The sequence below is a fragment of the Stenotrophomonas sp. TWI273 genome (assembly GCF_039674765.1).
In the GTDB taxonomy this organism is placed as follows: Bacteria; Pseudomonadota; Gammaproteobacteria; order Xanthomonadales; family Xanthomonadaceae; genus Stenotrophomonas.
The window spans coordinates 128,948-153,776 of the sequence record NZ_JBDJOA010000005.1 but is presented as its reverse complement, the minus strand read 5'-3'; the positions used below and the strand labels follow the sequence as shown (position 1 = coordinate 153,776).

The 24,829-nt window shown below is 67.7% G+C and carries 22 protein-coding genes; 14 read left to right on the top strand and 8 right to left on the bottom strand.

The window, feature by feature from the left end:
* Positions 1-193: 193 nt before the first annotated feature.
* Complete coding sequence (locus ABE571_RS08900) at positions 194-832, bottom strand: response regulator transcription factor (protein WP_313212641.1); 639 nt, start codon at positions 830-832, stop codon at positions 194-196.
* Positions 833-906: 74 nt separating this feature from the next.
* On the opposite strand from ABE571_RS08900, the gene ABE571_RS08895 reads away from it, so the two are divergent.
* A complete protein-coding gene (locus ABE571_RS08895) occupies positions 907-4,479 on the top strand; it encodes a transporter substrate-binding domain-containing protein (protein WP_346493572.1) in 3,573 nt (1,190 codons plus the stop codon).
* Between the two features lie 15 nt (positions 4,480-4,494).
* Here the strand turns inward: ABE571_RS08895 and ABE571_RS08890 are convergent, their stop codons facing one another.
* Together ABE571_RS08890 and ABE571_RS08885 are read right to left on the bottom strand one after the other, a co-directional pair.
* Positions 4,495-4,884, bottom strand: coding sequence for a c-type cytochrome (locus ABE571_RS08890; RefSeq protein ID WP_313212639.1), 390 nt, complete (start codon positions 4,882-4,884; stop codon positions 4,495-4,497).
* A 98-nt stretch (positions 4,885-4,982) separates the two neighbouring features.
* The gene (locus ABE571_RS08885; RefSeq protein ID WP_346493571.1) at positions 4,983-6,659 is read right to left on the bottom strand and encodes an electron transfer flavoprotein-ubiquinone oxidoreductase; all 1,677 of its coding nucleotides are present in this window, start codon (positions 6,657-6,659) and stop codon (positions 4,983-4,985) included.
* A 273-nt stretch (positions 6,660-6,932) separates the two neighbouring features.
* Here ABE571_RS08885 and ABE571_RS08880 point away from each other — a divergent pair, with 273 nt between their 5' ends.
* A complete protein-coding gene (locus ABE571_RS08880; RefSeq protein ID WP_313212637.1) occupies positions 6,933-8,096 on the top strand; it encodes an acyl-CoA dehydrogenase family protein in 1,164 nt (387 codons plus the stop codon).
* A 123-nt stretch (positions 8,097-8,219) separates the two neighbouring features.
* Here the strand turns inward: ABE571_RS08880 and trmL are convergent, their stop codons facing one another.
* Entirely contained in the window at positions 8,220-8,699 is a 480-nt protein-coding gene (gene trmL, locus ABE571_RS08875; protein ID WP_346481118.1) for a tRNA (uridine(34)/cytosine(34)/5-carboxymethylaminomethyluridine(34)-2'-O)-methyltransferase TrmL, read from the bottom strand.
* 43 nt (positions 8,700-8,742) lie between these two features.
* Positions 8,743-9,222, bottom strand: coding sequence for a hypothetical protein (locus ABE571_RS08870; protein WP_313212635.1), 480 nt, complete (start codon positions 9,220-9,222; stop codon positions 8,743-8,745).
* A 344-nt stretch (positions 9,223-9,566) separates the two neighbouring features.
* On the opposite strand from ABE571_RS08870, the gene ABE571_RS08865 reads away from it, so the two are divergent.
* From ABE571_RS08865 to ABE571_RS08850, 4 genes are all read left to right on the top strand, one after another.
* The gene (locus ABE571_RS08865; protein WP_346493570.1) at positions 9,567-12,467 is read left to right on the top strand and encodes a pitrilysin family protein; all 2,901 of its coding nucleotides are present in this window, start codon (positions 9,567-9,569) and stop codon (positions 12,465-12,467) included.
* Positions 12,468-12,594: 127 nt separating this feature from the next.
* A complete protein-coding gene (locus ABE571_RS08860; protein ID WP_046272272.1) occupies positions 12,595-12,912 on the top strand; it encodes a DUF4156 domain-containing protein in 318 nt (105 codons plus the stop codon).
* 112 nt (positions 12,913-13,024) lie between these two features.
* Positions 13,025-14,041: a 3-oxoacyl-ACP synthase III gene (locus ABE571_RS08855; protein ID WP_019184878.1), complete on the top strand. Its 1,017-nt coding sequence runs from the start codon at positions 13,025-13,027 to the stop codon at positions 14,039-14,041.
* Positions 14,042-14,122: 81 nt separating this feature from the next.
* The gene (locus ABE571_RS08850) at positions 14,123-15,013 is read left to right on the top strand and encodes an alpha/beta fold hydrolase (RefSeq protein ID WP_346462726.1); all 891 of its coding nucleotides are present in this window, start codon (positions 14,123-14,125) and stop codon (positions 15,011-15,013) included.
* Positions 15,014-15,127: 114 nt separating this feature from the next.
* Here the strand turns inward: ABE571_RS08850 and ABE571_RS08845 are convergent, their stop codons facing one another.
* Positions 15,128-15,556 carry a YkgJ family cysteine cluster protein gene (locus ABE571_RS08845; RefSeq protein ID WP_152154128.1) on the bottom strand — a complete coding sequence of 143 codons (429 nt, stop codon included), beginning with the start codon at positions 15,554-15,556 and terminating at the stop codon, positions 15,128-15,130.
* A 118-nt stretch (positions 15,557-15,674) separates the two neighbouring features.
* Between ABE571_RS08845 and oleC the strand changes: the two genes are divergently transcribed.
* The 3 genes from oleC to ABE571_RS08830 all read left to right on the top strand — a co-directional run bounded on the left by oleC (position 15,675) and on the right by ABE571_RS08830 (position 18,556).
* Entirely contained in the window at positions 15,675-17,330 is a 1,656-nt protein-coding gene (gene oleC / locus ABE571_RS08840; protein ID WP_346462725.1) for an olefin beta-lactone synthetase, read from the top strand.
* A complete protein-coding gene (oleD, locus tag ABE571_RS08835) occupies positions 17,327-18,337 on the top strand; it encodes a 2-alkyl-3-oxoalkanoate reductase (protein WP_346465397.1) in 1,011 nt (336 codons plus the stop codon). Before oleC ends, oleD begins: the two co-directional genes overlap by 4 nt.
* Before the next feature lie 63 nt (positions 18,338-18,400).
* On the top strand, positions 18,401-18,556 hold the full coding sequence (locus ABE571_RS08830) for a DUF1328 domain-containing protein (RefSeq protein WP_019184873.1): 156 nt from the start codon (positions 18,401-18,403) through the stop codon (positions 18,554-18,556).
* An 81-nt stretch (positions 18,557-18,637) separates the two neighbouring features.
* Here ABE571_RS08830 and ddlA read toward each other — a convergent pair whose 3' ends face one another.
* Complete coding sequence (gene ddlA, locus ABE571_RS08825; RefSeq protein WP_313208913.1) at positions 18,638-19,744, bottom strand: D-alanine--D-alanine ligase; 1,107 nt, start codon at positions 19,742-19,744, stop codon at positions 18,638-18,640.
* 126 nt (positions 19,745-19,870) lie between these two features.
* Between ddlA and ABE571_RS08820 the strand changes: the two genes are divergently transcribed.
* Genes ABE571_RS08820 through ABE571_RS08810 form a run of 3 tightly spaced genes read left to right on the top strand, consistent with a single transcriptional unit; the run spans position 19,871 to position 22,910 of the window.
* A complete protein-coding gene (locus tag ABE571_RS08820; RefSeq protein WP_019184871.1) occupies positions 19,871-20,512 on the top strand; it encodes an SCP2 sterol-binding domain-containing protein in 642 nt (213 codons plus the stop codon).
* Entirely contained in the window at positions 20,509-22,167 is a 1,659-nt protein-coding gene (gene ubiB / locus ABE571_RS08815; RefSeq protein ID WP_259260576.1) for a ubiquinone biosynthesis regulatory protein kinase UbiB, read from the top strand. Before ABE571_RS08820 ends, ubiB begins: the two co-directional genes overlap by 4 nt.
* Entirely contained in the window at positions 22,164-22,910 is a 747-nt protein-coding gene (locus ABE571_RS08810; RefSeq protein ID WP_313208912.1) for a pseudouridine synthase, read from the top strand. Before ubiB ends, ABE571_RS08810 begins: the two co-directional genes overlap by 4 nt.
* A 55-nt stretch (positions 22,911-22,965) precedes the next feature.
* Here ABE571_RS08810 and ABE571_RS08805 read toward each other — a convergent pair whose 3' ends face one another.
* On the bottom strand, positions 22,966-23,514 hold the full coding sequence (locus tag ABE571_RS08805; protein WP_346462722.1) for a DUF2059 domain-containing protein: 549 nt from the start codon (positions 23,512-23,514) through the stop codon (positions 22,966-22,968).
* Positions 23,515-23,651: 137 nt separating this feature from the next.
* On the opposite strand from ABE571_RS08805, the gene arfB reads away from it, so the two are divergent.
* Positions 23,652-24,083: an alternative ribosome rescue aminoacyl-tRNA hydrolase ArfB gene (gene arfB / locus ABE571_RS08800; protein ID WP_121044396.1), complete on the top strand. Its 432-nt coding sequence runs from the start codon at positions 23,652-23,654 to the stop codon at positions 24,081-24,083.
* 46 nt (positions 24,084-24,129) lie between these two features.
* Entirely contained in the window at positions 24,130-24,690 is a 561-nt protein-coding gene (locus tag ABE571_RS08795; RefSeq protein WP_313208918.1) for a lysophospholipid acyltransferase family protein, read from the top strand.
* Positions 24,691-24,829: the final 139 nt, after the last annotated feature.

Here is a 24,829-nt window from a genome sequence, read left to right as displayed (position 1 = left end):
CGACAGGTGTGAATTATCCGTTAGTCACCCCAATTAGCCCTGAATATCAAACTGAGCAGTACATAAATACAAGGGCATTCCGGGGAACTTTGCCGACGCGATCTGCTATGCACGCGCGCACTGCATCGCGACGATGACGGTGCATCGCCGGCGCAGAAAAATGAGAAACGCGCCCGCTATCGGGCGTCTGGGATCAGCGTTCGCCGTCGCGCAGGTAATCGAACAACTCGGCGTCGCCTTTCAGACCGAGCTTCAACATCGCATCGCCTTTCTGGCGGCTGATGGTGCTCACGCTCTTGTGCAGATGGATGGCGATCTCTTTGACCGTCATGCCGCTGCCGAGCAGACGCAGCACTTCCACTTCGCGCGGTGACAGGGGACGGGCTTCGCCTTCCTCGACACTCTCCGTGCCGATTGCGTCAATGCGTTCCTTCAGCGACAGGCTGACGTAGGACATGCCACGCTGCACCGTCTGGATCGCCAGCGGCAGTTCGTCCATCGACGAGGTCTTGTCGACCAGCCCCAGCACGCCGGTAGCGACGACCATGCGCAGGATCGCCAGATTGTTGGACACGCTGAGCATCAGCACCGGCAGCTCGGGAAAACGACGGCGGATCATGGCGATCATCGCGAAGCCATCGGCCTGCGCGCCGCCGGGCATGGAGTAGTCGGTGACCAGGACATCGCACTCGTGGTCGCCCAGTGCGGTCATCAGCTCGGCCACGGTGCTGGCCTCGGCCACCACCTGGCCAACGCCGCTGGATTCGATCACGGCCTTCGTGCCGATCCGTACGACTGGATGGTCATCGGCAATGATAATGCGCAGGGTCATGGACTAGTATTGCCTGTGAGGCAGCCGTCGGGCCGTGCCGGGATGGGAATGTCATTCTACGGAGATCAGGCAGCATGCGTACCCACGTCGTTCGCTGGCTGGTTCTGTTCGTGCTCGCGATGGCGATGGGCATGCAGGCATCCGCTGCTTCGTCGCCTCCCTTGCCCGCCCACCAGAGCGAGTGGCTTGGCAGGCACCCTACCATCATCCTGGGTATGTACGACAGCGGCTGGCCGCCATTCGAGTCCATGCGCGACGGCACGCCGGTCGGCCTCGGCTACGACTATCTCAGCCTGCTGACCCGGCAGTTGGGGGTGCAGGTGCAGGTGCGGATGTATCGCGACTGGACCGACGTCCTGGAGGCGGCATGTCGGGGCGAAGTCGATGTGGTGATGAACATCACCCTCACCGCTGATCGCACGCGCTGCATGGTCTACACCCGCCCCTATGCCCATGCGCCACTGGCGCTGGTGGGCCGCCCCGGCGAAACCCGGGCATCGTCTGATCCTGACCTGCGCGGCCTGCGCGTGGTCACCGAGCGCGAGTTCGTCACCAGCGACGAAGTGCGCGCGCGCTTTCCCGAAGCCCGGCGCGTGACCGCGGCCAGCACCGCCGCCGCATTGGCCATGGTCGGCAGGGGCGAGGCCGATGTCTACATCGGCAACGCTTATGTGGCCACGACCCTGATCGCCGAGCGACGGCTGACCGATGTCAGCCTGCTGCGCCCCAGCGACCTGCCACCGGAGCGGCTGCATTTCGGTGTGCCCAACGCCAAGCAGCCCTTGGCTGAAGCGCTGGACATGGGCCTGGCCGCGCTCGCCGAGCGCGAGCGCGAGCGCCTGGAACGGCGCTGGCTCCCGACGCCGCGATGGTCGGTGCAGTCGCAGGTGATCCTGGGCAACGCGGAGCGGCGTGTCCTGGAAACGCCGCTGCGCCTTGCTTTCGCGCCGAACGCGGCACCGCTGGCCTTCATCGACAGTGCCGACCGGCCCAGCGGTGTCTCGGCCGAGTACCTGCGCCTGCTGCGCACGGTGGGGGCGCAGCTCACGCGGGTGCCGGCGCACGACTGGTTCGATGTGCGCGAGCAGCTGCGCCGTGGCGAGGTCGACGCGATCATGGGCATCCCCAACGATTCGAACTACCTGGGCGACGGCTGGGTGTTCAGCCAGCCCTTCATCACCGTTCCCAACGTCGTGGTGACAGCCAGTGGCAGTGCATCGGTGCTGGGCGTGCCCGATCTGGATGGCCGCAGCATCCTGCTGTCCGATCCGGAGCGGTTGCGCGGGTATGTCCTGCAGCAGGCCCCCAATGCGCGCATCGTGCCCGCGCGCAGCGCCGAACTGGCGCTGGCACGGCTGGCCAAGGGAGACGCCGATGCCTACATCGGAAACCTGGCCGTCATCGATCGGATCGTGCGTGATCACTATCCCGCGCAGCTGCAGGTGGCAGCGCCGGCAGGATTCAGCGATCGCCTGTCGTTGGCGGTCAAACGCCAGTACGCGCCGCTGGCCACCACGTTCGACCGCCTGCTGTTGAACATGAGCGCGCGCGAGCACGAAGCGATCCGCAGCGACTGGTTGTCGGCCGAGTACCGCAGCGATCTGGACTGGCGCAGGATCGCGCGCTGGGCGGTGCCGCTGGCCCTGGTGCTGCTGACCGCACTGCTCGTCCATGGGTGGGGCCACTGGCGCCTGCGCCGTGAAGTGGCGATGCGCCGCCGTGCCGAGCAGCGCCTGGCCGACGTCACCGACAACCTGCCGGCGATCGTCTACCAGGGCCGTCGCGAACGGGATGGCCGGCTGTCGCTGCCGTATATCGCCGGTGACACCGAAGCGCTGTTCGGGCTGACTGCGGCCGAGGCGATGGCCGATGAAAGCGCGCTGATGGCGCGCATCGACGAGCGTGATCGCGCCAGTGTGCGCCAGGCCATGGAAAGCGCCGCGCGTGACTTCGCCCCGTTGGACATGGAATTCCGCACCCGCCCAAGTGGCATGCTGCGCTGGGTACGTTCGCGCGCGCTGCCCTACGACGCCGAGGACGGGGTGCTGCTGTGGAGCGGCTATTGGATCGATGTGACCGATGCGCGCGCCCAGGCCGACGCGCTGGCGCTGGCCAAGGCGGCCGCCGAGCGCGCCACCGCCGCCAAATCCGAATTCCTGGCCACGATGAGCCACGAGATCCGCACGCCGATGTCCGGCGTGCTGGGCATGGTGGAGGTGCTCTCGCATACCTCGCTGGATGGCGAGCAGCGCCGCATCATCAGCGTGATCGAGGACTCGGCGCAGATGCTGCGGCAGATCCTCGATGACCTGCTGGACTACTCCAAGATCGAGGCCGGCGCGCTGTCGCTGCAACCGCATCCGGTCGCGCTGCGCGCATTGCTTGGCAATGTGCAGCAGCTGCTTGCCCCACAGGCGGTGGCCAAGGGACTGGACCTGCAGATCCAGATCGACGACGCGCTCGCGGCCATGCACCTGATCGATGGCATGCGCCTGCGGCAGATCGCATTCAACCTGCTCAGCAATGCCATCAAGTTCACGCGTGCCGGCGAGGTCGGCATCGCGCTGGCGGTGCTCGACGGTGAGGCCGACGGCGCGCAGCGGCTGCGCCTGACCGTTCGCGATACAGGCATCGGCATTTCGCCCGAGCAGCGCGAACGGCTGTTCGCGCCGTTCGTACAGGCCGACGCGGCGACCAGCCGCCAGTACGGTGGCACCGGGCTGGGGCTGAGCATCTGCCAGCGCCTGGTGGCGATGATGCATGGCACGCTGACGCTGCACAGCGTGCCCGGTGAGGGCACGCGCGTGGAGGTGCTGCTGACCGTACCGGTGGTGCCGGTGGACGAACAGCCCGGCGCCGCGGAAGAACACACGCAGGCGGTGCCGTTGCCTACCGCAGTGCAGCAGCGGCGCATCCTGATCGTGGAGGACCATCCCACCAACCAGGCGCTGATGGGGTGGCGCATGCAACAGCTGGGCCTGCCACACGTGCTGGCCGAGAACGGCGAACAGGCACTGGCGCTGCTGGCGCGTACCCGTTTCGACCTGGTCCTTACCGACTGCCGGATGCCGGTCATGGACGGCTATGCCATGACCCGCCGCATCCGCGAGCAGGAGCGCGACCGCGGCAGCGCCCGGCTGCCGGTGATCGCGCTGACCGCCAGCGCGATGGAGGACGATCTGCAGCGCTGCCGCGAGGCCGGCATGGACGATCTGCTGGCCAAGCCGGTCGCACTGGGCGCCTTGCGCCAGGCACTGGTGCAGTGGCTGCCGGACGGGGATCGCCCGCCGTCCGGCGCGGTGCAGGCATCGGGTACGGATGACGCACCGCCGGACCGGGCCGCGCTCGTGCGCCGGTTTGGTTCGGAGCACGTGGCTGGCGTGCTGATCGAGAGCCTGTGCACGGCCTCGGCCGAGGATCTGGTGAAGCTGCAGGCAGCCCTGGATGCGCAGGCCGGGCCCGCGCTGGTGAATGTGCTGCACCGGCTGGTGGGGGCCGTGGCAACGCTGGGGGCCGATGCGCTGGCGCTACAGGCGCGCAGCCTGATGGAACGCGTCGACGACGAAGGCGTGGCGGCGCACGCCGAGGCGGTCAGCGCATTCGATGCGGCGTTGCGCGCTTATCTGGTGCAGCTGCAGGCGTCCTGACCGGCGCCCTGCCGATCATCGCTGCTGCTGCAGGTATTCGATCACCTGCCGCCGGCGCTCCGGGTCGGCGGTGGTGTTGACCATGCGGGTGCCCGGCACCACGTGGGTCGGCGAGCGCAGGAACGCATCCAGGGTCTGCTCGTTCCAGGTCAGCCCGGCCTCGCGCATGGCGGTGGAGTACGGGTAGCCGGTGACACTGCCGGCGCGCCGGCCGATCACCCCGTGCAGGTTCGGGCCGAAGCGGTGCACGCCCCCGGGGCTGACCGTGTGGCAGCCGGCGCAGATCGCGAACGCGCGCTGCAGATCCTGCTGATGGGCCTGCTCCGGCGTTTGCGGGGTGCGCGAACACGCTGCCAGCAGCAGGCAGGCCAGTAACGCCAATGTCGATCGGAAAGCAGGGGCCATGGCGCAACGGTCAGGTCCAACAGGACGCTCAGGATAGCGAGCGCGGTGGCGCCTGCCGCATCCGATGACCTGCGACCGGTGGTCGCAGGTCGGGCCGGTCACATCCCCGAGTAGTTCGGGCCGCCGCCGCCCTGCGGGGTCACCCAGACGATGTTCTGGGTCGGATCCTTGATGTCGCAGGTCTTGCAGTGCACGCAGTTCTGCGCATTGATCTGCAACTGCTCATGACCATCGCTGCCGACGAACTCGTACACGCCCGCCGGGCAGTAACGCGCTTCCGGCCCGGCGTATTCGTTCAGGTTGATCCGCACCGGCACACTGGCGTCCTTGAGCGTCAGGTGGCTGGGCTGGTCTTCGGCGTGGTTGGTGCTGCTCAGGAACACCGAGCTGAGGCGGTCGAAGGTGAGCACGCCATCGGGCTTGGGATAAGTGATCTTCGCGTGCTTCGACGCCGGCTCCAGGCACGCGTGGTCCGGCGTGCTGTGGCGCAGCGTCCACGGCGGGTTGCGGATGCCCAGCTTGGGCAGCAGCCACTGCTCGATGCCGGTCATCAGCGTGGCCACGGTCTGGCCCTTCTTGAACCACTGTTTGAAGTTCTTGGCCTGCTGCAGCTCGGCATGCAGCCAGCTGCTCTCGAACGCCTTCGGATAGGCGCTCAACTCGTCGTGCTGGCGATCAGCGGCGAGCGCATCGAAGGCCGCATCGGCGGCGAGCATGCCGGTCTTGATCGCGGCGTGGCTGCCCTTGATCCGGCTGACGTTGAGGTAGCCGGCCTCGCAGCCGACCAGCGCGCCACCGGGGAACACCGTCTTGGGCAGCGACATCAGGCCGCCGGCGGTGATCGCGCGCGCGCCGTAGCCGATGCGCTTGCCCCCTTCCAGGTGCTTGCGGATGTCCGGGTGCGTCTTGAAGCGCTGGAACTCTTCGAACGGGCTCAGCCACGGATTCCTGTAGTCCAGGCCGACCACATAGCCGATCGACACCTTGCCACCCTCGGCGTGGTACAGGAACGCGCCACCGTAGGTGGCGTTGTCCAGCGGCCAGCCGGCGGCGTGCACCACCAGGCCCGGTTCGTGCTTGGCCGGATCGATCTGCCACAGTTCCTTGATGCCGATGCCGTAGGCCTGCGGATCCTTGCCGGCATCGAGCTGGAAGCGGGCGATCAGCTGGCGGCCGAGATGGCCGCGCGAGCCTTCGGCGAAGATCGTGTACTTGGCGTGCAGCGCCATGCCGCGCTCGAACGCCGGGCCGGGCTGACCGTTCTTCTCGATGCCCATGTCGCCGGTGGCCACGCCGATCACCGCGCCGTCGTCGCTGTACAGCACTTCCGCCGCCGGGAAGCCGGGGAAGATCGCCACCTCCAGCGCTTCGGCCTGCTGCGCCAGCCAGCGGGTGACCTCGCCCAGGCTGACGATGTAGTTGCCTTCGTTGTGGAAGCACTCCGGCAGCAACGCGTTGGGCGTGCTGCGCGACCCCGTTTCATTGAGGAACAGGAATTCGTCGCGGGTGACCTTCTGCTTCAGCGGTGCGCCGCGCTCGGCCCAGTCCGGGAACAGTTCGGTCAACGCGCGTGGGTCCATCACCGCGCCGGACAGGATGTGCGCGCCGGGTTCGGAGCCCTTCTCCAGGATGCAGACCGACAGCTCGCGGCCAGCCTCGATGGCGCGCTGGCGCAGCCGGATCGCCGTGGCCAGGCCAGCAGGGCCGCCACCGACGATCACCACATCGAATTCCATCACTTCACGCGGGGGCAGGACGTTGATTTCTTCGCTCATGGGGCTGCGTAACTCTTGGGTAGTGCCGCGGGTTGAACGGCGGCGGTTGCCTGGGAATCGCGCGTGTCACACCACGGCGAAACGGTGGATCAGTGCGCCAGAGTACCGGCACGGCGCATGTAAGCCTAGATCGCCGACGATGAGAGCGGTGTCGGCGCGTGCTGGATACCGGGATGCTGCGGCGCAGCAACCGCGCTGCGGCGCCGTCCCTTGGCCGCTTCCTGCACAACGACCACAATGGGGGCCTGTTCCACCGCCACCTGCCGGGATGCCATGTCACTCAATCCGTTCGATCTGTTCGATATCCGTTCGCTGCTGAGCGAGGAGGAGCGCGCGGTGCAGGCGACAGTGGCGCGCTTCACTGATACCCGGGTGCTGCCGATCATCGGTGATGCATTTGATGAAGGCCGCTTTCCGGACGAACTGATCCCCGAGATCGCTGCACTGGGTCTGCTCGGCTCCAGCCTGCCCGAGCAGTACGGCGGCGGCGGACTGAACGCGGTGAGTTACGGCTTGATCTGCCAGGAACTGGAGCGTGGCGATTCGGGCCTGCGCAGTTTCGTCTCGGTGCAGAGCTCGCTGTGCATGTACCCGATCTACGCCTACGGCAGCGAAGAACAGCGCCTGCGCTGGTTGCCGGACATGGCCACCGGCAAGGTGATCGGCTGCTTCGGCCTGACCGAGGCGCATGGCGGCTCCGATCCGGCGGCGATGAAGACCCGCGCGGTGCGCGATGGCAGTGACTGGCTGATCAACGGCAGCAAGATGTGGATCACCAGCGGGCCGGTGGCGGACATCGCCATCGTCTGGGCACACACCGAAGACGGCATCCAGGGCTTCGTGCTCGAGAAGGGCATGGCCGGCTACAGCACGCAGGAGATCAAGCACAAGATGAGCCTGCGTGCCTCGCTCACCGGCGCGCTGTTTTTCGACAATGTGCGCGTGCCCGACCGTAACCGCCTGCCCAACGTGCAGGGCCTCAAAGGCCCGCTGGGCTGTTTGAACCAGGCGCGTTATGGCATCAGCTGGGGCCCGATCGGTGCCGCGGTGGCCTGCCTGGATGAAGCGCTGGCTTACACCAAGCAGCGCGTGCTGTTTGGCCGGCCGGTAGCGGCCACGCAGAGTGCGCAGATCAAGCTGGCCGACATGGCGCGGCGGATCACCACCGCGCAGCTGCTGGCCTTGCAGCTGGGGCGCCTGAAGGACGCCGGGCAGCTGCAGCCGCAGCAGGTGAGCCTGGCCAAGTGGAACAACTGCCGCATGGCCATCGACATCGCGCGCGAGTGCCGCGACCTGCTCGGTGGCGCCGGCATCACCACCGAGCATGTGGCGATCCGGCATGCACTCAATCTGGAATCGGTGATCACCTACGAGGGCACCGAGACCGTGCACCAGCTGGTGATCGGGCGCGAGCTGACCGGGATCAATGCGTTCTGAGGTCACCTGACCAACGGTCAGGTGCTACACCAACGGTCAGGTGCTACACCAACGGTCAGGTGCTACGCGGCCGGCAGGTGCCTGTGTCACCGGTAGGTGCCGACCGGTGGTCGGCACGGCATCTTATTCCCCGCCGGCAAACCCGTTCTGGCGCCACGCCTCGTACATCACCACCGCGACCGTGTTGGACAGATTGAGGCTGCGGTTGCCCGGTTGCATCGGCAGGCGCAGGCGGCGGCCGTGGGGCAGGCTGTCGAGCAGGTCCTGGGGCAGGCCGCGGGTTTCCGGGCCGAACAGGAAGGCATCGCCATCTTCAAACTGCTGGGTGTCGTAACGCACGCTGCCGCGGGTACTCAGCGCGAACAGGCGCTTGGGCGCAATCACCTGCAGGGCGGTCTCAAGATCTGGATGGACCTGCAGTCGGGCGTATTCGTGATAGTCCAGGCCGGCGCGCTTGAGCTGCTTGTCGCTCAGGTCGAAACCGAGCGGCTCGATCAGGTGCAGCCGCGCGCCGGTGTTGGCGCAGAGGCGGATCACATTGCCGGTGTTCGGCGGGATTTCGGGTTGGAACAGAACGACATGGAACGTGGGCGTGGCAGTCATCGGCGAAGTGTACGCCGTGGCTGCGGGGGACCGCAGCTACGGCTTACTGGCGGATCAGGGTCGAGGCGGCGGCAGCGGCGGTTTCCAGGGCCAGGGCCTGCAGATCGGCAGCCGACGGACGCACCTGCAGGGTCGGCAGGTTGATGATCACTTCGTTGGCGACGGCGGTGGCGGCAGCGGTGAAGGTGGCGACGTAGCCGCGGTCACGGGTCTGCTCGGCAGCCAGGGCCTGGCGCTGTTCGGCGGTCGGGCGCACTTCAACGGCGGCCAGCGTGGTGACGCGGCGGTTGGCGGCCAGTTCGGCGCGGTAATCGGCGATCAGGCCGGCAGTCGGGCGCACTTCCACGACGGCCAGGGTCGGGATGCTGCTGGTGCGCTCAACCTCGGCCTGGGCGATCTGGTCGGCCGACGGGCGGACCTGCACGGTGTCCAGGGTGACGATGGCGGGAGCGGCCTGCACCGACGAAGCAAATGCGGAGCCGGCGGCGAGGGCGATGGCGATGGCGAGCGTCTTGGTGTTCATGGCGAGGTCCTGTTTAGTGTTGGTGAGCAGTGGTGTGGTAGTAAGGTAGTACACCGATTCGGGGGCTTGCAAGAACAATTTGGTCTTTCTTGTTTTTGTTCAGCGCCCAGTCAGTTTCGGTTTGATCCCTGTTTCCTTCGCCCAGTACCACGCAGGACGCGTGCCAACTTTTCAACGTTGATTTCAAAGGATTTTTCGGGGGAATGGGGGTGTCCGCCGTCCGGACAGGTGTCCGCTGGCAGGCGTGTGCGCTGTCCGTTTCCCCCCCAATGACTGTTGGCCGATGCCTTTTGCCCGGACGGCGCGCTAGCATCCGGCTTCACTTTCATGACCAAGGAACCGGAATGGCCGTCCAACTTCGACCGCGTGCCGCGCTGCTGGCTGTAGCGCTCTCCGCCGCACTGGGCTCACTCGCGCCGGCACCGGTCCTGGCCAAGCCGGCCACGGTGGCCAAGGTCGATATTCCGTTCGAGCAGTTCACCCTGCCCAATGGCCTGCGCGTGGTGGTGCACACCGACCGCAAGGCGCCGATCGTGGCCGTCAACATCTGGTACCACGTGGGCAGCAAGGACGAACCGGCCGGCCGCACCGGCTTTGCGCACCTGTTTGAACACCTGATGTTCCAGGGCAGCGAGAACCACGACGGCGAGTATTTCGAGCCCTTCAAGCAGGTGGGTGTCACCGGCCAGAACGGCACCACCAACACCGATCGCACCAATTACTTCGAGAACGTGCCGACCACCGCGCTGGACATGGCGCTGTGGATGGAGTCCGACCGCATGGGCCATCTGCTCGGCGCGATCGACCAGGCGGCCCTGGACGAACAGCGTGGCGTGGTCCAGAACGAGAAGCGCCAGGGCGAGAACCAGCCGTATGGACAGGTCTGGGAAAAGCTGACCCGCGCGATGTATCCGGAAGGCCATCCGTATCACCACAGCGTGATCGGCTCGATGAACGATCTCAACGCGGCCTCGCTGGACGACGTGAAAACGTGGTTCCGCACCTGGTACGGCCCCAACAATGCCGTGCTGGTGCTGGCCGGTGACATCGACGTGGCCACCGCGAAAGAAAAGGTCGCCAGGTACTTCGGCGACATCCCGGCCGGCCCGAGCATGGCCCAGCCCAAGGTGGACGTGGCCAAGCGCGAGAAGAGCACGCGCGAAGTGATGACCGACAAGGTGCCGCAGGCGCGCATCTATCGCGCGTGGAACGTCGCCCAGGTCGGCACCACCGACATCGACCAGCTGCAGTTGTTCGCGCAGGTCCTCGGCGGTGCGAAGTCCTCGCGTCTGGATCAGCGCCTGCTGCACCAGGACAAGCTGGTGGACAACATCAGCGCCGGCGCCTACAGCTCGCAGCTGGGCTCCAACTTCGTGATCATGGCCAGCGTGAAGCAGGGCGTGGACCCGGCCAAGGTCGAGGCGATCATCGATGAAGAGGTGAAGCGCCTGACCAGGGACGGTCCGACCGCCGATGAGCTCAGCCGTGGCAAGACCGCCTTCCGCGCCGGGTTCATCCGCGGCATCGAGCGCATCGGTGGCTTCGGCGGCAAGGCCGACGCGCTGGCCGAGTGCACCGTGTACGAAGGCGACCCGGGCTGCTTCCGCACGTCGCTGGCCACCATCGATGGGGCCACTGCCGCGCAGGTGCGCGATGTCGGTGCCAAGTGGCTGGGCGCCGGCGACCACACCATCGTGGTCGAGCCGGGCGCGCGCGTTGCGCTGGCCGAACTGCCTTCGGAAACGCCCAAGCCGTTCACCGTGCCCGCCGTGGACCCCAGCTTCACGACCCTGGCCAAGCAGGTCGACCGCAGCACCGGCGTGCCGCAGACCAAGACCTTCCCGGATCTGAAATTCCCGGAACTGCACCGCGCCACGCTGAAGAACGGCACCCAGGTGATCGTGGCCGAGCGTCACGACATCCCGGTCGTGCAGTTCAGTTATGAGTTCCCGGGTGGCTTCACCGCCGACCAGGGCCGCAAGTCCGGCACCGCCAACTTCACCATGGGGCTGCTCACCGAGGGCGCCGGCAAGCTCGGCGCGCTGCCGTTCGCCGATGCCGCCGATGCACTGGGTGCCAAGCTCGATGCCTCCGCCTCGCTGGACAGCACCAGCGTGTACCTGTCCGCGCTGAAGGAAAACCTGGCCCCGTCGCTGGCCCTGTATGCGGACATGCTGCGCCAGCCGCGCTTCGACCAGGCCGAGATCGATCGCGTCAAGGCCACCTGGATCGCCGGCATCCAGCAGGAGAAGGTCAACCCCAGCGCGGTTGCGATGCGCGTGATGCCGACCCTGCTGTACGGCGCCGGTCATCCGTATGCGATCCCGTTCACCGGCAGCGGCAATGAAGTGGACATCCAGTCCATGACCCGCGAAGACCTGGTCGATTTCCACCGCGATTGGCTGCGCCCGGAGCAGGGCACCCTGATCGTGGTCGGCGATACCACGTTGAAGGAAATCGTGCCCTTGCTGGAACGCCAGCTCGGCAATTGGAAGGCCGAGGGTCCGGCGCCGCAGGTCAAGGCCCCGGTGGACGTGGCACGGCCGACCCAGGCCCGGGTGTACCTGATCGACCAGCCGGGCGCGGTGCAGGCCAACCTGTTCGCCAGCCAGGTGGTGCCCTCGTCCAAGGACCCGGGTTCGACCCGCTTCGACATCGCCAATGGCGTGCTCGGCGGGGACTTCACCTCGCGCCTGAACATGAACCTGCGTGAGCAGAAGCACTGGTCCTACGGTGCCGGCAGCAGCGCCAGCAACACCCTGGGCCAGCGCCCGTGGGGCGCCCGCGCACCGGTGCAGATCGACAAGACCGCCGAGGCGATGCAGGAGATGCGCAAGGAGATCGCCGAGTTCGCCAGCGGTACCAAGCCGGCCACCCCGGCCGAAGTGGCGCGCATCCGCAACATCCAGAACCTGAGCCTGCCCGGCGCCTACGAGACCGCCAGCGCGGTGATGGGGACCATCAGCGGGATCGTGCGTTACCAGCGCCCGGACGACTATGTGGTCCAGCGCAAGGCCGAGATCGAGGCGATGACCCCGGCCCAGGTGCAGCAGGCCGCGGCCACGCTGGACCCGAACGCGCTGACCTGGGTGGTGGTCGGTGACCTCAAGCAGACCGAGGCACCGGTGCGTGCGCTCAACCTCGGCCAGGTGCAGGTGATCGATGCCGAAGGCAAGGTGGTGGCTCCGGCTGCTCCGGCTGCTCCGGCGGCGGCGGCCCCGGCCGCGGCCCCCAAGGCCCGGTGATGCCGACAGCGGGTCAGCCATCGCGCTGGCCCGCCCCTCAGGTGCCGGGAACCCTCCCGGCCCCTGATCACCCCCGATTCAGTTGTTTCCCGCACACTCCCTTACGTATTCCAGCCAGGCCTTGTCCATGCGCATTCTGCTTCTGTCCGCCCTGATCCTCAGCGTTTCCGCCTGCACCTGGGTGCCGATCGAGTCCTCCGGCAAGACGGTCCGCGTGCTGCCGGCCGGTGCGGTTCCCAGCGGCTGCCAGAGCAAGGGCGAGGTGGTGGTGACCGTGAAGAGCAAGGTCGGCTTCTACAACCGCAACCCGCTGCGCGTGCAGGAGGAGCTGGAAACCCTGGCCCGCAACGAGGCGCCCAGCGCCGGTGCCAACGCCGTGCAGGCCTCGGGCCTGCCCGCCGATGGCAGCCAGCGTTTCCTGGCCTTCCAGTGCCCGCCACGCTGAACCCTTCACCCCGCGCCCGGACCATACGCCCGGGCGTGAATTCGTAAAGGTGCGGTGAAAGCCGTGCCGGCTTACAATAGCGCCCCCTTTGCCTGAGCCTTGGCGCTAACTGATGCTCTTCAAGAATGTATCGATCGCCGGCTTGGCGCACATCGACGCGCCGCACACGCTGACGTCCAAGGAAATCAACGAACGGCTGAAGCCGACGCTGGATCGCCTTGGCATCCGTACCGATGTGCTCGGCGATATCGCGGGCATCCACGCCCGCCGCCTGTGGGATGCCGACATGCTGGCCTCCGACGCCGCCACGCTGGCCGCCCGCAAAGCACTGGAAGACGCCGGGATCGGCGCCGACAAGATCGGCCTGCTGGTCAACACCTCGGTCAGCCGCGACTACCTGGAGCCGTCCACGGCCAGCATCGTCTCGGGCAACCTGGGGGTCGGCGATGAATGCATGACCTTCGACGTCGCCAATGCCTGCCTGGCCTTCATCAACGGCATGGACATCGCCGCCCGCATGCTCGAACGCGGCGAGATCGACTACGCGCTGATCGTCGACGGTGAAACCGCCAACCTGGTGTACGAGAAGACCCTCGAGCGCATGGCCCTGCCGGGCGTGACCGCCGATGACTTCCGCAACGAGATGGCCGCGCTGACCCTGGGCTGCGGTGCCGCGGCGATGGTCATGGCGCGCACCGAGCTGGTGCCCGATGCCCCGCGTTACCGCGGTGGCGTGACCCGCTCGGCCACCGAGTGGAACCAGCTGTGCCGGGGCAACCTGGACCGCATGGTCACCGACACCCGCATGCTGCTGATCGAAGGCATCAAGCTTGCACAGAAGACCTTCGTGGCCGCCCGTGAAGCGCTGGGCTGGGCCGTGGAGGAACTGGACCAGTTCGTCATCCACCAGGTCAGCCAGCCGCACACCGCCGCCTTCATCAAGAACTTCGGCATCGACCCGAAGAAGGTGATGACGATCTTCGGCGAGCACGGCAACATCGGCCCGGCTTCGGTGCCGATCGTGCTGAGCAAGCTCAAGCAGCTGGGCAAGCTGAAGAAGGGTGATCGCATCGCGCTGCTCGGCATCGGCTCGGGCCTGAACTGCTCGATGGCCGAAGTGGTCTGGTAAACCAGTCGCCGCAGGCTGCTGCGGCGTTGGAATTGAACATCAAGGGCCGGTTCTGCCGGCCCTTTTCACAGGTGCGTTTGCATGCCCCAGCTGCCCGGTTACCCCGCCCATCCGCACCGCTTCGAGGTGCGCCCCGGCCTGTCGATGAACTATCTCGACGAAGGCCCGCGCGATGGCGAGGTGGTGGTGATGGTCCACGGCAATCCGTCGTGGAGCTATTACTGGCGCACCCTGGTGGCCGGGTTGTCGGACAGATACCGCTGCATCGTGCCGGACCATATCGGCATGGGCCTGTCGGACAAGCCCGATGACGCGCACTACGACTACACCCTGCAGTCGCGCGTGGATGACCTCGACGCGCTGCTCGCGCACCTGGGCATCACCGGCCCGGTGACCCTGGCCGTGCACGACTGGGGCGGCATGATCGGCTTCGGCTGGGCGCTGTCGCACCACGCGCAGGTCAAGCGCCTGGTGGTGCTCAACACCGCCGCCTTCCCGATGCCGGCCGCGAAGAAAATGCCGTGGCAGATCGCGCTGGGCCGCCACTGGACGGTGGGTGAGTGGATCATCCGCACCTTCAACGCCTTCTCGTCCGGTGCCTCGTGGCTGGGCGTGGAGCGGAAGATGCCGGCCGAGGTGCGCCGCGCCTACGTGTCGCCGTACAACAGCTACGCCAACCGCATCAGCACCATCCGCTTCATGCAGGACATCCCGCTGTCACCGGCCGACAAGGCCTGGTCGCTGCTGGCGCGCGCCGGTGAGGCGCTTCCTTCGTTCGCCGACCGCCCGGCCTTCATCGGCTGGGGCCTGCGTGACTTCGTGTTCGACCACCACTTCCTGGCCGGCTTCCAGGCCGCACTGCCGCAGGCGCAGGTGCATGCCTTCGAGGATGCCGGGCATTACGTGCTGGAAGACAAGCACGAGGTGCTGGTGCCGAAGATCCGCGCGTTTCTGGACGCGAACCCGATCTGAGCCGTTGGTATTGACGCTGGGTCGCATCCGACCCCGTCGGTAGAGCCGACCGTTGGTCGGCTGCTTTCTGGTCGGCTGCTTCTGCCCCGGCGTCATAACACCCGGCGCCCCCAACTACGCTGCGATCGGTGCCTGCGGCGGTGCCGGGGAATTGCCGTTGTCATCGGGATGATCATCGTCATTGTCCGCCTCGTCCCGCCAGCGCCAATCGGCCAGGGTCAGCGCCGGCATGCCGTGCGCCACGCGCGCCTTGTCGCACTGGGGGCTGGCCTTGCCGTACTCCCACGAGGCATCCACCTCACGGCAGACGCTGGGGCGGTTGGGGTGGATGCTGCAGCGCGAGTACACGCCGATCTCTGCATCCAGCGCCACGCAGTACACCGGCTTGGACAGCGTGCCGCGCATGCACAGCCGGTGCGGGTCCAGCACCTGGGTGAGCTCGTGCGGGACGCCACCGGGGGTGACCTCGTCCGATTCCATCCAGTGGAAGGCCACACGGTATTGGGTGCAGCAGGCGCCGCAGGTGAGGCAGGGATGGGGCATGGGGGCACCGGCTGGAGACGCGTAGATCCACGCCATGCGTGGATGGGTGGGAAGGCCGCGAATTTTCCACGCCCTCGGCCGGCGCGCAAGATTTTTCTGCAGCGGCGACAATGAACGGATGAACAGCGCCATCAATATCGCCGCGCGCCTGCCCGAGCTGGCCCGTGAACGCCCCGACCAGATCGCCATCCGCTGCCCCGGCAAGCCCGGGCCCGGCGGCATGGCGCGTTATGACGTCACCCTGGATTACCGCACCCTCAACGCCCGCAGCGATGCGATGGCGGCCGGGCTGGCCGCGCACGGCATCGGCCGCGGCGTGCGCGCGGTGGTGATGGTGCGGCCCTCGCCGGAATTCTTCCTGCTGATGTTCGCGCTGTTCAAGAACGGCGCGGTCCCGGTGCTGGTCGACCCGGGCATCGACAAGCGCGCGCTGAAGCAATGTCTGGACGAGGCCCAGCCGGAGGCCTTCATCGGCATCGGCCTGGCCCACATGGCGCGCCTGGTGCTGCGCTGGTGCCGCTCTGCGCGCCTGCTGGTGACCGTCGGCCGTCGCTGGGGCTGGGGTGGCACCACCCTGGCCCGGCTGGAAGCCCAAGGCGCCACGGCGGCACCTGCGCTGGCCCCGACCGATGGCGAGGATGTCGCGGCGATCCTGTTCACCAGCGGCTCCACCGGCGTGCCCAAGGGCGTGGTCTACCGCCACCGTCATTTCGTCGGCCAGGTCGAGCTGCTGCGCGCCGCCTTCGGGATGGCGCCGGGCGGGGTGGACCTGCCGACCTTCCCGCCGTTCGCGCTGTTCGATCCGGCGCTGGGGCTGACCTCGGTGATCCCGGACATGGACCCGACCCGCCCGGCCCAGGCCGATCCGCGCAAGCTGCATGACGCCATCAACCGCTTCGGCGTCACCCAGCTGTTCGGCTCGCCGGCGCTGATGCGGGTGCTGGCCGATCACGGCCAGCCGCTGCCGAGCGTGCGCCGGGTGACCTCGGCCGGTGCGCCGGTGCCGCCCGACGTGGTCGCGCGCATCCGCCGCCTGCTGCCCGATGACGCCCAGTTCTGGACCCCCTACGGCGCCACCGAGTGCCTGCCGGTGGCCGTGATCGAAGGCCGCGAGCTGGAGAACACCCGCCAGGCCACCGAGGCCGGCGCGGGCACCTGTGTCGGCCGCGTGGTCGCGCCGAACGAGGTGCGCATCATCGCCATCGATGACGCGCCGCTGCCGGGCTGGTCGCAGGCGCGCGTGCTGGCCGCCGGCGAGGTGGGCGAGATCACCGTGGCCGGCCCGACCGCCACCGACAGCTACTTCAACCGCCCGCAGGCCACCGCGGCGGCGAAGATCACCGAAACCCTGGCCGATGGCAGCACGCGTGTCGTGCACCGGATGGGCGATGTCGGCTACTTCGATGCGCAGGGCCGGCTGTGGTTCTGTGGGCGCAAGACCCAGCGCGTGGAAACCGCGCAGGGCCCGCTCTACACCGAGCAGGTCGAGCCGGTGTTCAACGCGCTCGATGGCCTCGCCCGCACCGCGCTGGTCGGCGTGGGTGCACCGGGCCGGCAGGTGCCGGTGCTGTGCTACGAGCTGCTGCCCGGTACCGTCGATTCCCCCGCGCTGGTCGAGCGGCTGCGCCGCGAGGCCGCCGCGCACGCGCATACCGCGCGCATCGAGCGCTTCCTGCTCCACCCGGGCTTCCCGGTCGACATCCGCCACAACGCAAAGATCGGCCGCGAGAAGCTCGCGGTCTGGGCCACCGCGCAACTGGAGCAGCACGCATGAAGATCCTCGTGACCGGTGGCGGCGGCTTCCTCGGCCAGGCCCTGTGCAAGGGGCTGATCGAGCGCGGTCACCAGGTACTGGCGTTCAACCGCGGCCATTACCCCGCGCTGCAGGCGATGGGCGTGGGCCAGATCCGCGGTGATCTGGCCGATGCGCAGGCAGTAATGCATGCGGTGGCCGGGGTCGATGCGGTCCTCCACAACGGGGCCAAGGCCGGTGCGTGGGGCAGCTATGACAGCTACCACCAGGCCAACGTGGTCGGCACCGACAACGTCATCGCGGCCTGCCGCGCGCACGGCGTGGGCAAGCTGGTCTACACCTCCACGCCCAGCGTGACCCATCGCGCCACCCATCCGGTCGAGGGCCTGGGTGCGGACGAGGTGCCGTATGGCGAAAACTTCCAGGCACCGTATGCGGCCACCAAGGCCATCGCCGAGCAGCGCGTGCTGGCCGCCAACGATGCGCAGCTGGCCACCGTCGCGTTGCGGCCCCGGCTGATCTGGGGCCCGGGTGACCAGCAGCTGGTGCCGCGCCTGGCCGAGCGCGCCCGGGCCGGCCGCCTGCGCTTTGTCGGTGATGGGCAGAACAAGGTCGATACCACCTACATCGACAACGCCGCACTCGCCCACTTCCTGGCTCTGGAACACCTGGCCCCGGGCGCGGCCTGCGCCGGCAAGGCGTACTTCATTTCCAACGGCGAGCCGCTGCCGATGCGCGAGCTGCTCAACAAGCTGCTGGCCGCCGTGGAGGCCCCGCCGGTGACGAAGTCGATCAGCTTCAAGGCGGCCTACCGGATCGGCGCGGTCTGCGAGCGGCTGTGGCCGCTGCTGCGCCTGCGCGGCGAACCGCCGATGACGCGCTTCCTGGCCGAGCAGCTGTGCACCCCGCACTGGTACAGCATGGAACCGGCGCGCCGCGACTTCGGCTATGTGCCCCGGGTCAGCATCGAAGAAGGGCTGGCCCGGCTGGCATCTTCATCGAACGCACAGGATTCCATCACTCCCTGAACACCGCAGGTTGGTGAACATGGCCCCACGCCAACTCCGGCACGCATCAACGCGAGGGTCGACATGCTGCATTACGCCGTCATCTTTTTTGTCATCGCCATCATCGCGGCGGTACTGGGTTTCTCGGGCATTGCCGGCGCTGCCAGCAACGTTGCCTGGATCCTGTTCGTCGTCTTCCTGATCCTGGCGGTGGTGTCGATGTTCCGCAAGCGGACCTAGTGTCCGGCGCGTCCCGCGCCACCTCTCTCCGGCGTGGGACGCGCTGCGGAAATCACGACGGCCTGACATCGGCAACGATGTTCAGGCCGTCGTTGCGATGGAGCTGCGCAGATCGCGCTCGTGCGCGTGCCGCGCCATCGCCAGTTCCAGCAGCCGCGTGATCAGCGCGGTGTAATCCAGCCCACTGGCCGCCCACAACTTCGGGTACATGCTGATCCGGGTGAAGCCGGGCAGCGTGTTGATCTCGTTGATCACCACCTCGCCAGCCGAGGTCAGGAACACATCCACGCGTGCCAGGCCGGCACAATCCAGTGCCTGGTAGGCCTGCACGGCGATTTCCCGGATACGGGACTGCTCCGCATCGGTGATGGCCGCCGGCACCACGATGTCCGCACCGCTTTCGCTGATGTACTTGGTGTCGTAGGAATAGAAATCATCGTGCACGACCACCTCGCCACAGACGCTGGCTTCGGGGTGCTCGTTGCCCAGCACCGCGCATTCGATCTCGCGGCCGTCGATCGCCGATTCCACCAGCGCCTTGTGATCGAACGAGAGTGCCAGCGCGAGCGCGGCATGGAATTCCGCTTCAGTGCGCACCTTGCTCACGCCCACCGAGGAGCCCTGGTTGGCCGGCTTCACGAACAATGGCGTGCCCAGCGCGGCGACCAGCGCGGGGTAATCGGCCCGGGCCGCCGTGACCCGGTTGAAGCAGGCGAACGGCGCCACCGCCAGCCCGGCATCGCGCAGCAGGCGCTTGGCCACGTCCTTGTCCATCGCCACCGCCGAGCCGAGCACGCCCGAGCCCACGAAGGGCAGGTTGGCCATGCGCAGCAGGCCCTGCAGCGAGCCATCCTCGCCCAGCGTGCCGTGCACGATCGGGAACACCACGTCGATCTGCTCCAGCGCGGTGGCCGGATCGGTCGGGACCAGCTGCTGGCGCTCCAGGCCCGGCCGCACCGCCACCGCATTGCCCGAGCGGTGCAGCGCGATCCGTGCCGGGTCGCTGGCATTGAGCAGGAAGTCGCGCGGGTCGCTGACGTGCCACTGGCCCTGCTTGTCGATGCCGATCAGGCTGACCTCGAAGCGGTCCTTGTCCAGTGCATCGAGGATGTTCTTCGCCGATTGCAGCGAGACCTCGTGCTCGGCCGAACGGCCGCCGAAGATGATGCCTACCCGGGTCTTGCCCATGCCTGTTGCCGCTCCTGCCTCTTCTGGAACCACACAGGATGGACCGGCGCGCGGTGCATGGCAAAACGCGCAACGCGTGATGCCCGCGGACGCCCGCCGTTCAAGGGGGCACGGTAGAATGCGGTGATGGCCCGTTCCCTGCTCTCTTCCCTCAAGCCGCTGGCTGGCAATGCGCTGCAGCTCACGCTCAACCGCGCGCTGGCGCTGGACCCGGACACCCGCAGCGCGCTGGCCGCGCTGGATGGCCGCCACATCGCCCTGACCCTGGAATCGCCTGCGTTGGCGATGCGGATCGGGGTGGACGGTGAGCGGCTCACGGTCGGCCCGGTCGATCCGCAGCAGGAGCCGGACCTGGCCGTGCGCAGCACGCTGGGCGGGGTGCTGGCCCAGCTGCCGTTCCTGGCCAATGCACGCCGTGGCGGTGATGCGCCGGCCGGGCGGGTCAAGGTCTCCGGCGATGCCGAGCTGGCCCGCCGCCTGCAGCAGCTGGCGACCCGTTTCGATCCGGACTGGCAGCAGCCGTTCGTGCGCGTGTTCGGCGAGGTCATGGGCGTGCAGATCGCCAATACCCTGCGCTCGGCACTGCAGCACGCCCGCCGCGGCGCGTCCGACCTGGCGCACAGCGCCGCTGAATTTGTCACCGAGGAGTCGCGCGACGTGGTACCCCGAGCAGAACTGGATGCCTTCCACGACGATGTGGACGTGATGCGCGACGACGTTGAACGCATGGCCGTGCGCGTCCAGCGCCTGCGGCAGGTGGGCGCATGAAGGCGATCTTCCGGGCCAGCCGCATCGGCCGCATCATCCTGCGCTACCGCCTCGACGATCTGCTCCAGGGCACCCCGGCCGAACGCTGGCTGCGCCTGGCCAAGCCGTTCGTGCCACGCGCCTCGGCCGACATCGCCGCACAGTCGCGCGGTGCGCGCCTGCGCCTGGCGCTGCAGGACCTGGGCCCGATCTTCGTCAAGTTCGGCCAGATCCTCTCCACCCGCCGTGACCTGATCCCGGCCGATGTCGCCAACGAACTCACCCTGCTGCAGGACCGGGTCAAACCGTTTGATGGCGCCGCCGCGCAGGCCATCGTCGAGCGTGCGCTCGGGCGCCCGGTCAGCGAAGCGTTCGCCAGCTTCGATCTGCAGCCGCTGGCCTCGGCCTCGATCGCGCAGGTGCACGCGGCCACGCTCGCCGATGGGCGCCAGGTGGTGGTCAAGGTGCTGCGCCCGGACATCGAAAAGCAGATCGACGCCGACATCGCGCTGCTCAAGTCGGCCGCCGCGCTGATCGAGCGCGCGCACCCGCGCGCCGACAAGATCCGCCCGCGCGAGGTGGTCGCCGAAGTCGAAAACACCCTGGCCGCCGAGCTGGACCTGCAGCGCGAAGGCGCCAATGCCAGCGTGCTGCGCCGCAACTGGATCGACTCGGACGATCTGTACGTACCGGAAGTGATCTGGAGCCATACCGCCGAGCGCGCGCTGACCCTGGAGCGCGTGTGGGGCATTCCCTCGGACGACATCGTCGCGCTGGACAAGGCCGGCATCGACCGCAAGGCGCTGGCCGCCAAGGGCGTGCGGGTGTTCTACACCCAGGTGTTCCGCGACAACTTCTTCCACGCCGATGCGCACGCCGGCAATATCTGGGTCGACACCGATCCGGCGCGCCGCGACAACCCGCGCTTCATCGCGCTGGATTTCGGCATCATGGGCCAGCTGTCCGAAGAAGATCAGTACTACCTGGCCGAGAACTTCATGGCCATCTTCAACAAGGATTACCGGCGCATGGCCGCGCTGCATGTCGAGGCCGGCTGGATGCCCAACAACGTGCGCATCGATGAACTCGAAGCGGCCGCGCGTTCGGTGTGCGAACCCTATTTCACCCGCCCGCTGTCGCAGATCTCGCTGGCCGAGGTGCTGATCAAGCTGTTCCGCGTGGCCCAGCGCTACGAGCTCACGCTGCAGCCGCAGCTGATCCTGCTGCAGAAGACACTGCTCAACATCGAAGGTGTCGGCCGTCAGCTCGATCCGGAACTGGACATCTGGGCGGTCGCGCGGCCGGTGCTGGAACGCATCCTGCGCGAGCGTTACAGCCCGCGCCGCGTGCTCAAGGAAGTGCGCAAGCGCCTGCCTGAAATCATGACGCATACGCCGGACATGCCGCGCCTGGTCCACGCCTGGCTGCGCCAGCAGGTGGAAGGCGACCACGAATTGTCGATGCGCTCGCGCGATCTGGCGGCGCTGAACGTCAGCGTGCAGAAGCTGCAGAAGCGCGCGGTGGCCGCGATCGCCGGCGTCGGCCTGATGATCGTCGCTGCGGTGCTGTATGGCCTGCAGCCAGGTGGCTGGTACTTCGGCGATGCCCCGGTGTGGAGCTGGGTGACCGGCGCGGCGGGCGTGTTCTCGCTGGCCAGTGCCTGGTGGCGCCGATGAGCGCGATCGAGCTGCAGGCAGAGGCCATCGCCGAGGCGCCTGTTGCGCTTCCGCCCCTGCAACTGCTGCACCTGGACGACCAGCTTGCCGTGGTCAACAAGCCCGCCGGGCTGATGGTCCACGACAGCAAGCTCGCCCGGGGCGAAGACGACTTCCTCGCCGACCGCCTGCGCGAACAGCTCGGCAAGCCGATCTTCCTCGTCCATCGCCTGGACCGCGCCACCAGCGGCTGCCTGCTGCTCGCCTTTGATCGCGAAAGCGCCAGCGTGCTCGGCAAATCGCTGATGGGCGGCGACGTCACCAAGGATTACCTCGCGATCTGCCGCGGCTGGCCGGCCGACGAGGCCTTTACCGTCGACCACGACCTGGATGGCGGCCCCGGCAAGCCGGTCAAGAAGCAGGCGATCACCCACTTCCAGCGCGTCGCCGTGGGCGAGATCGCCATTCCGATGGGCGAGTTCGAGACCTCACGTTACGCCCTGCTGCGCTGCCAGCCGCAGACCGGCCGGTTCCGTCAGATCCGCCGCCACCTCAAGCACCTCTCGCATCACCTGATCGGCGACACCAGCCACGGCGACGGTCGCCACAACCGCAGCTTCCGCATGCAGGGCATCCACCGCATGCTCCTGCACGCCGAGCGCCTGCGCTTCCCGCACCCGGACGGCACGCCGATGGACATCAGCGCGCCCGTGGACGGCGAATTCCGCAAGGCGATGGATCTGTTTGGTTGGGTCGTGCGATAGCCGACCAACGGTCGGCTCTACTTCACGACAGCCGACCAACGGTCGGCTCTACCGGTTATTTCTTCGCCGGCGCGGCCGCCGGCGCCGGCTCATTGACGATCGCTTCCAGGTCCTTCTGCAGATCCACGAACAGCGGCTGCATCTTGGCCTGGATCGCCACCATCACGTTCTGCATCAGTGCCGGCGTCTTGTCCAGCAGGCTCTGCCCCGCCGAGCTCTCATAGAACTCCGCCATCGCCAGCACGTCTTCCTTGCTGAAGGTCTGCTTGTACAGATCCACGTACATCGGCCGCAGCTCCTTCCAGGACAGCGCCTGACGCACGGTCTGGCTGGTCCGCTGCTCGATCCGCTGCAGCTGGGCCTGCTGTGTCGCATCCAGCTGACGCTGCTGCGCCACCTGCTGGAACTGCTGGCGCTGCATCGCCTCGATCTGCGGCAGCATCGTATCGAGCATGCTCTGCGCGCGCGAGGCGGCCAGCAGGCGGTTGATGTCGGCATCCGACGGCGGCGCGGCCAAGGCCGGCGCGATCGCGGCCAGGCCCAGCGCCAGGGCCAGAGTGAGGCGGGTCAGGCCGCGGCGGGCCAACGGGCGGATCAGGGACATGGCGGAGCATCCTGCGTTGCGTGGACTCCGGAGAATACCTGCGATGGCGTCATCAGGCCGTAATTGAGGACGTTATCGGCGACATCCACGCACGTTGCAGTCACCCGACCGGCGGTCCTCCCCTTACAATGCCGCCCATGGGCAACGGGCCAGTCACCATCAGCGCGCACCTGACGATTCCGGATACGGAACTCGTCGAGCGGTTCGTGCGCGCCAGCGGCGCCGGTGGCCAGAACGTCAACAAGGTCTCCACCGCCGTCGAGCTGCGCTTCGACGTGGCCGGCTCGCCTTCGTTGCCCGAGCCGTTGCGCGCGCGCCTGCTGGCCCGCCGCGACCGGCGCATGACCGGCGAAGGCGTGCTGGTCATCGATGCACAGCGTTTCCGTACCCAGGACCGTAACCGCGAGGACGCGCGCGATCGACTGGCCGCCTTCATCCAGGCGGGGCTGAGCGTGCCCAAGGCACGCGTGGCCACCAAGCCGACCTACGGGTCGAAACTGCGTCGTCTGGACGCCAAAAAGGGGCGCGCGCAGATCAAGCGCGGGCGCACCACACGCAATTGGGAGTGATTGCTTGAACAACCGAAGTCCGTTGTTGCCGGTGGTTCCGCCGAACATGCCGCAGGTCAAACCGAACCGCTTCCTCCGCTGGCTGGCCCGCTGCACGCTGCGCCTGGGCGGCTGGAAAGTGACCGGCACCCTGCCCGATGTGCCCAAAGTGGTGTTCATCATCGCCCCGCATTCGTCCAACTGGGATGGCTTCTGGGGCATGGCCGCGAAGATCGCGCTGGGCATGCAGGTCAAGGTGCTGGGCAAGGCCTCGCTGTTCTGGTGGCCGCTGGGGCCGCTGCTGCGCAAGCTCGGCGTCATCCCGCTGGACCGCAGCTCGCCGCAGGGCACCGTGGAGCAGGCGGTCAGCCTGATCCGGGGCTCGGACCGCCTGTGGTACGCGATCACCCCGGAAGGCACGCGCAAGGCGGTGCAGCACTGGAAGGCCGGCTTCCTCAAGATCGCGCGCATGGCCGATGTGCCGGTGCTGGCCGCGTACTTCCACTACCCGGAAAAGACCATCGGCATCGGCCCGTTGTTCCATCCCACCGGCAACGACGTGGCCGACATGGCCGCGATCCGCGCGTACTACCGCCCCTGGCAGGGCAAGACCCGCGGCACCGTCTGAGCGCCGCCGGGCGGGTCGGGCGGGGTAGCCCCCACGGCCCGCACAGCCACGCGCCACGACCGGCACATGCCGCCTGCGGGCTTTGGGAGTAGGGTGACCGGCTGTGGGATTTTCCGTCCCGCGCCCTCATCCAAGGAGC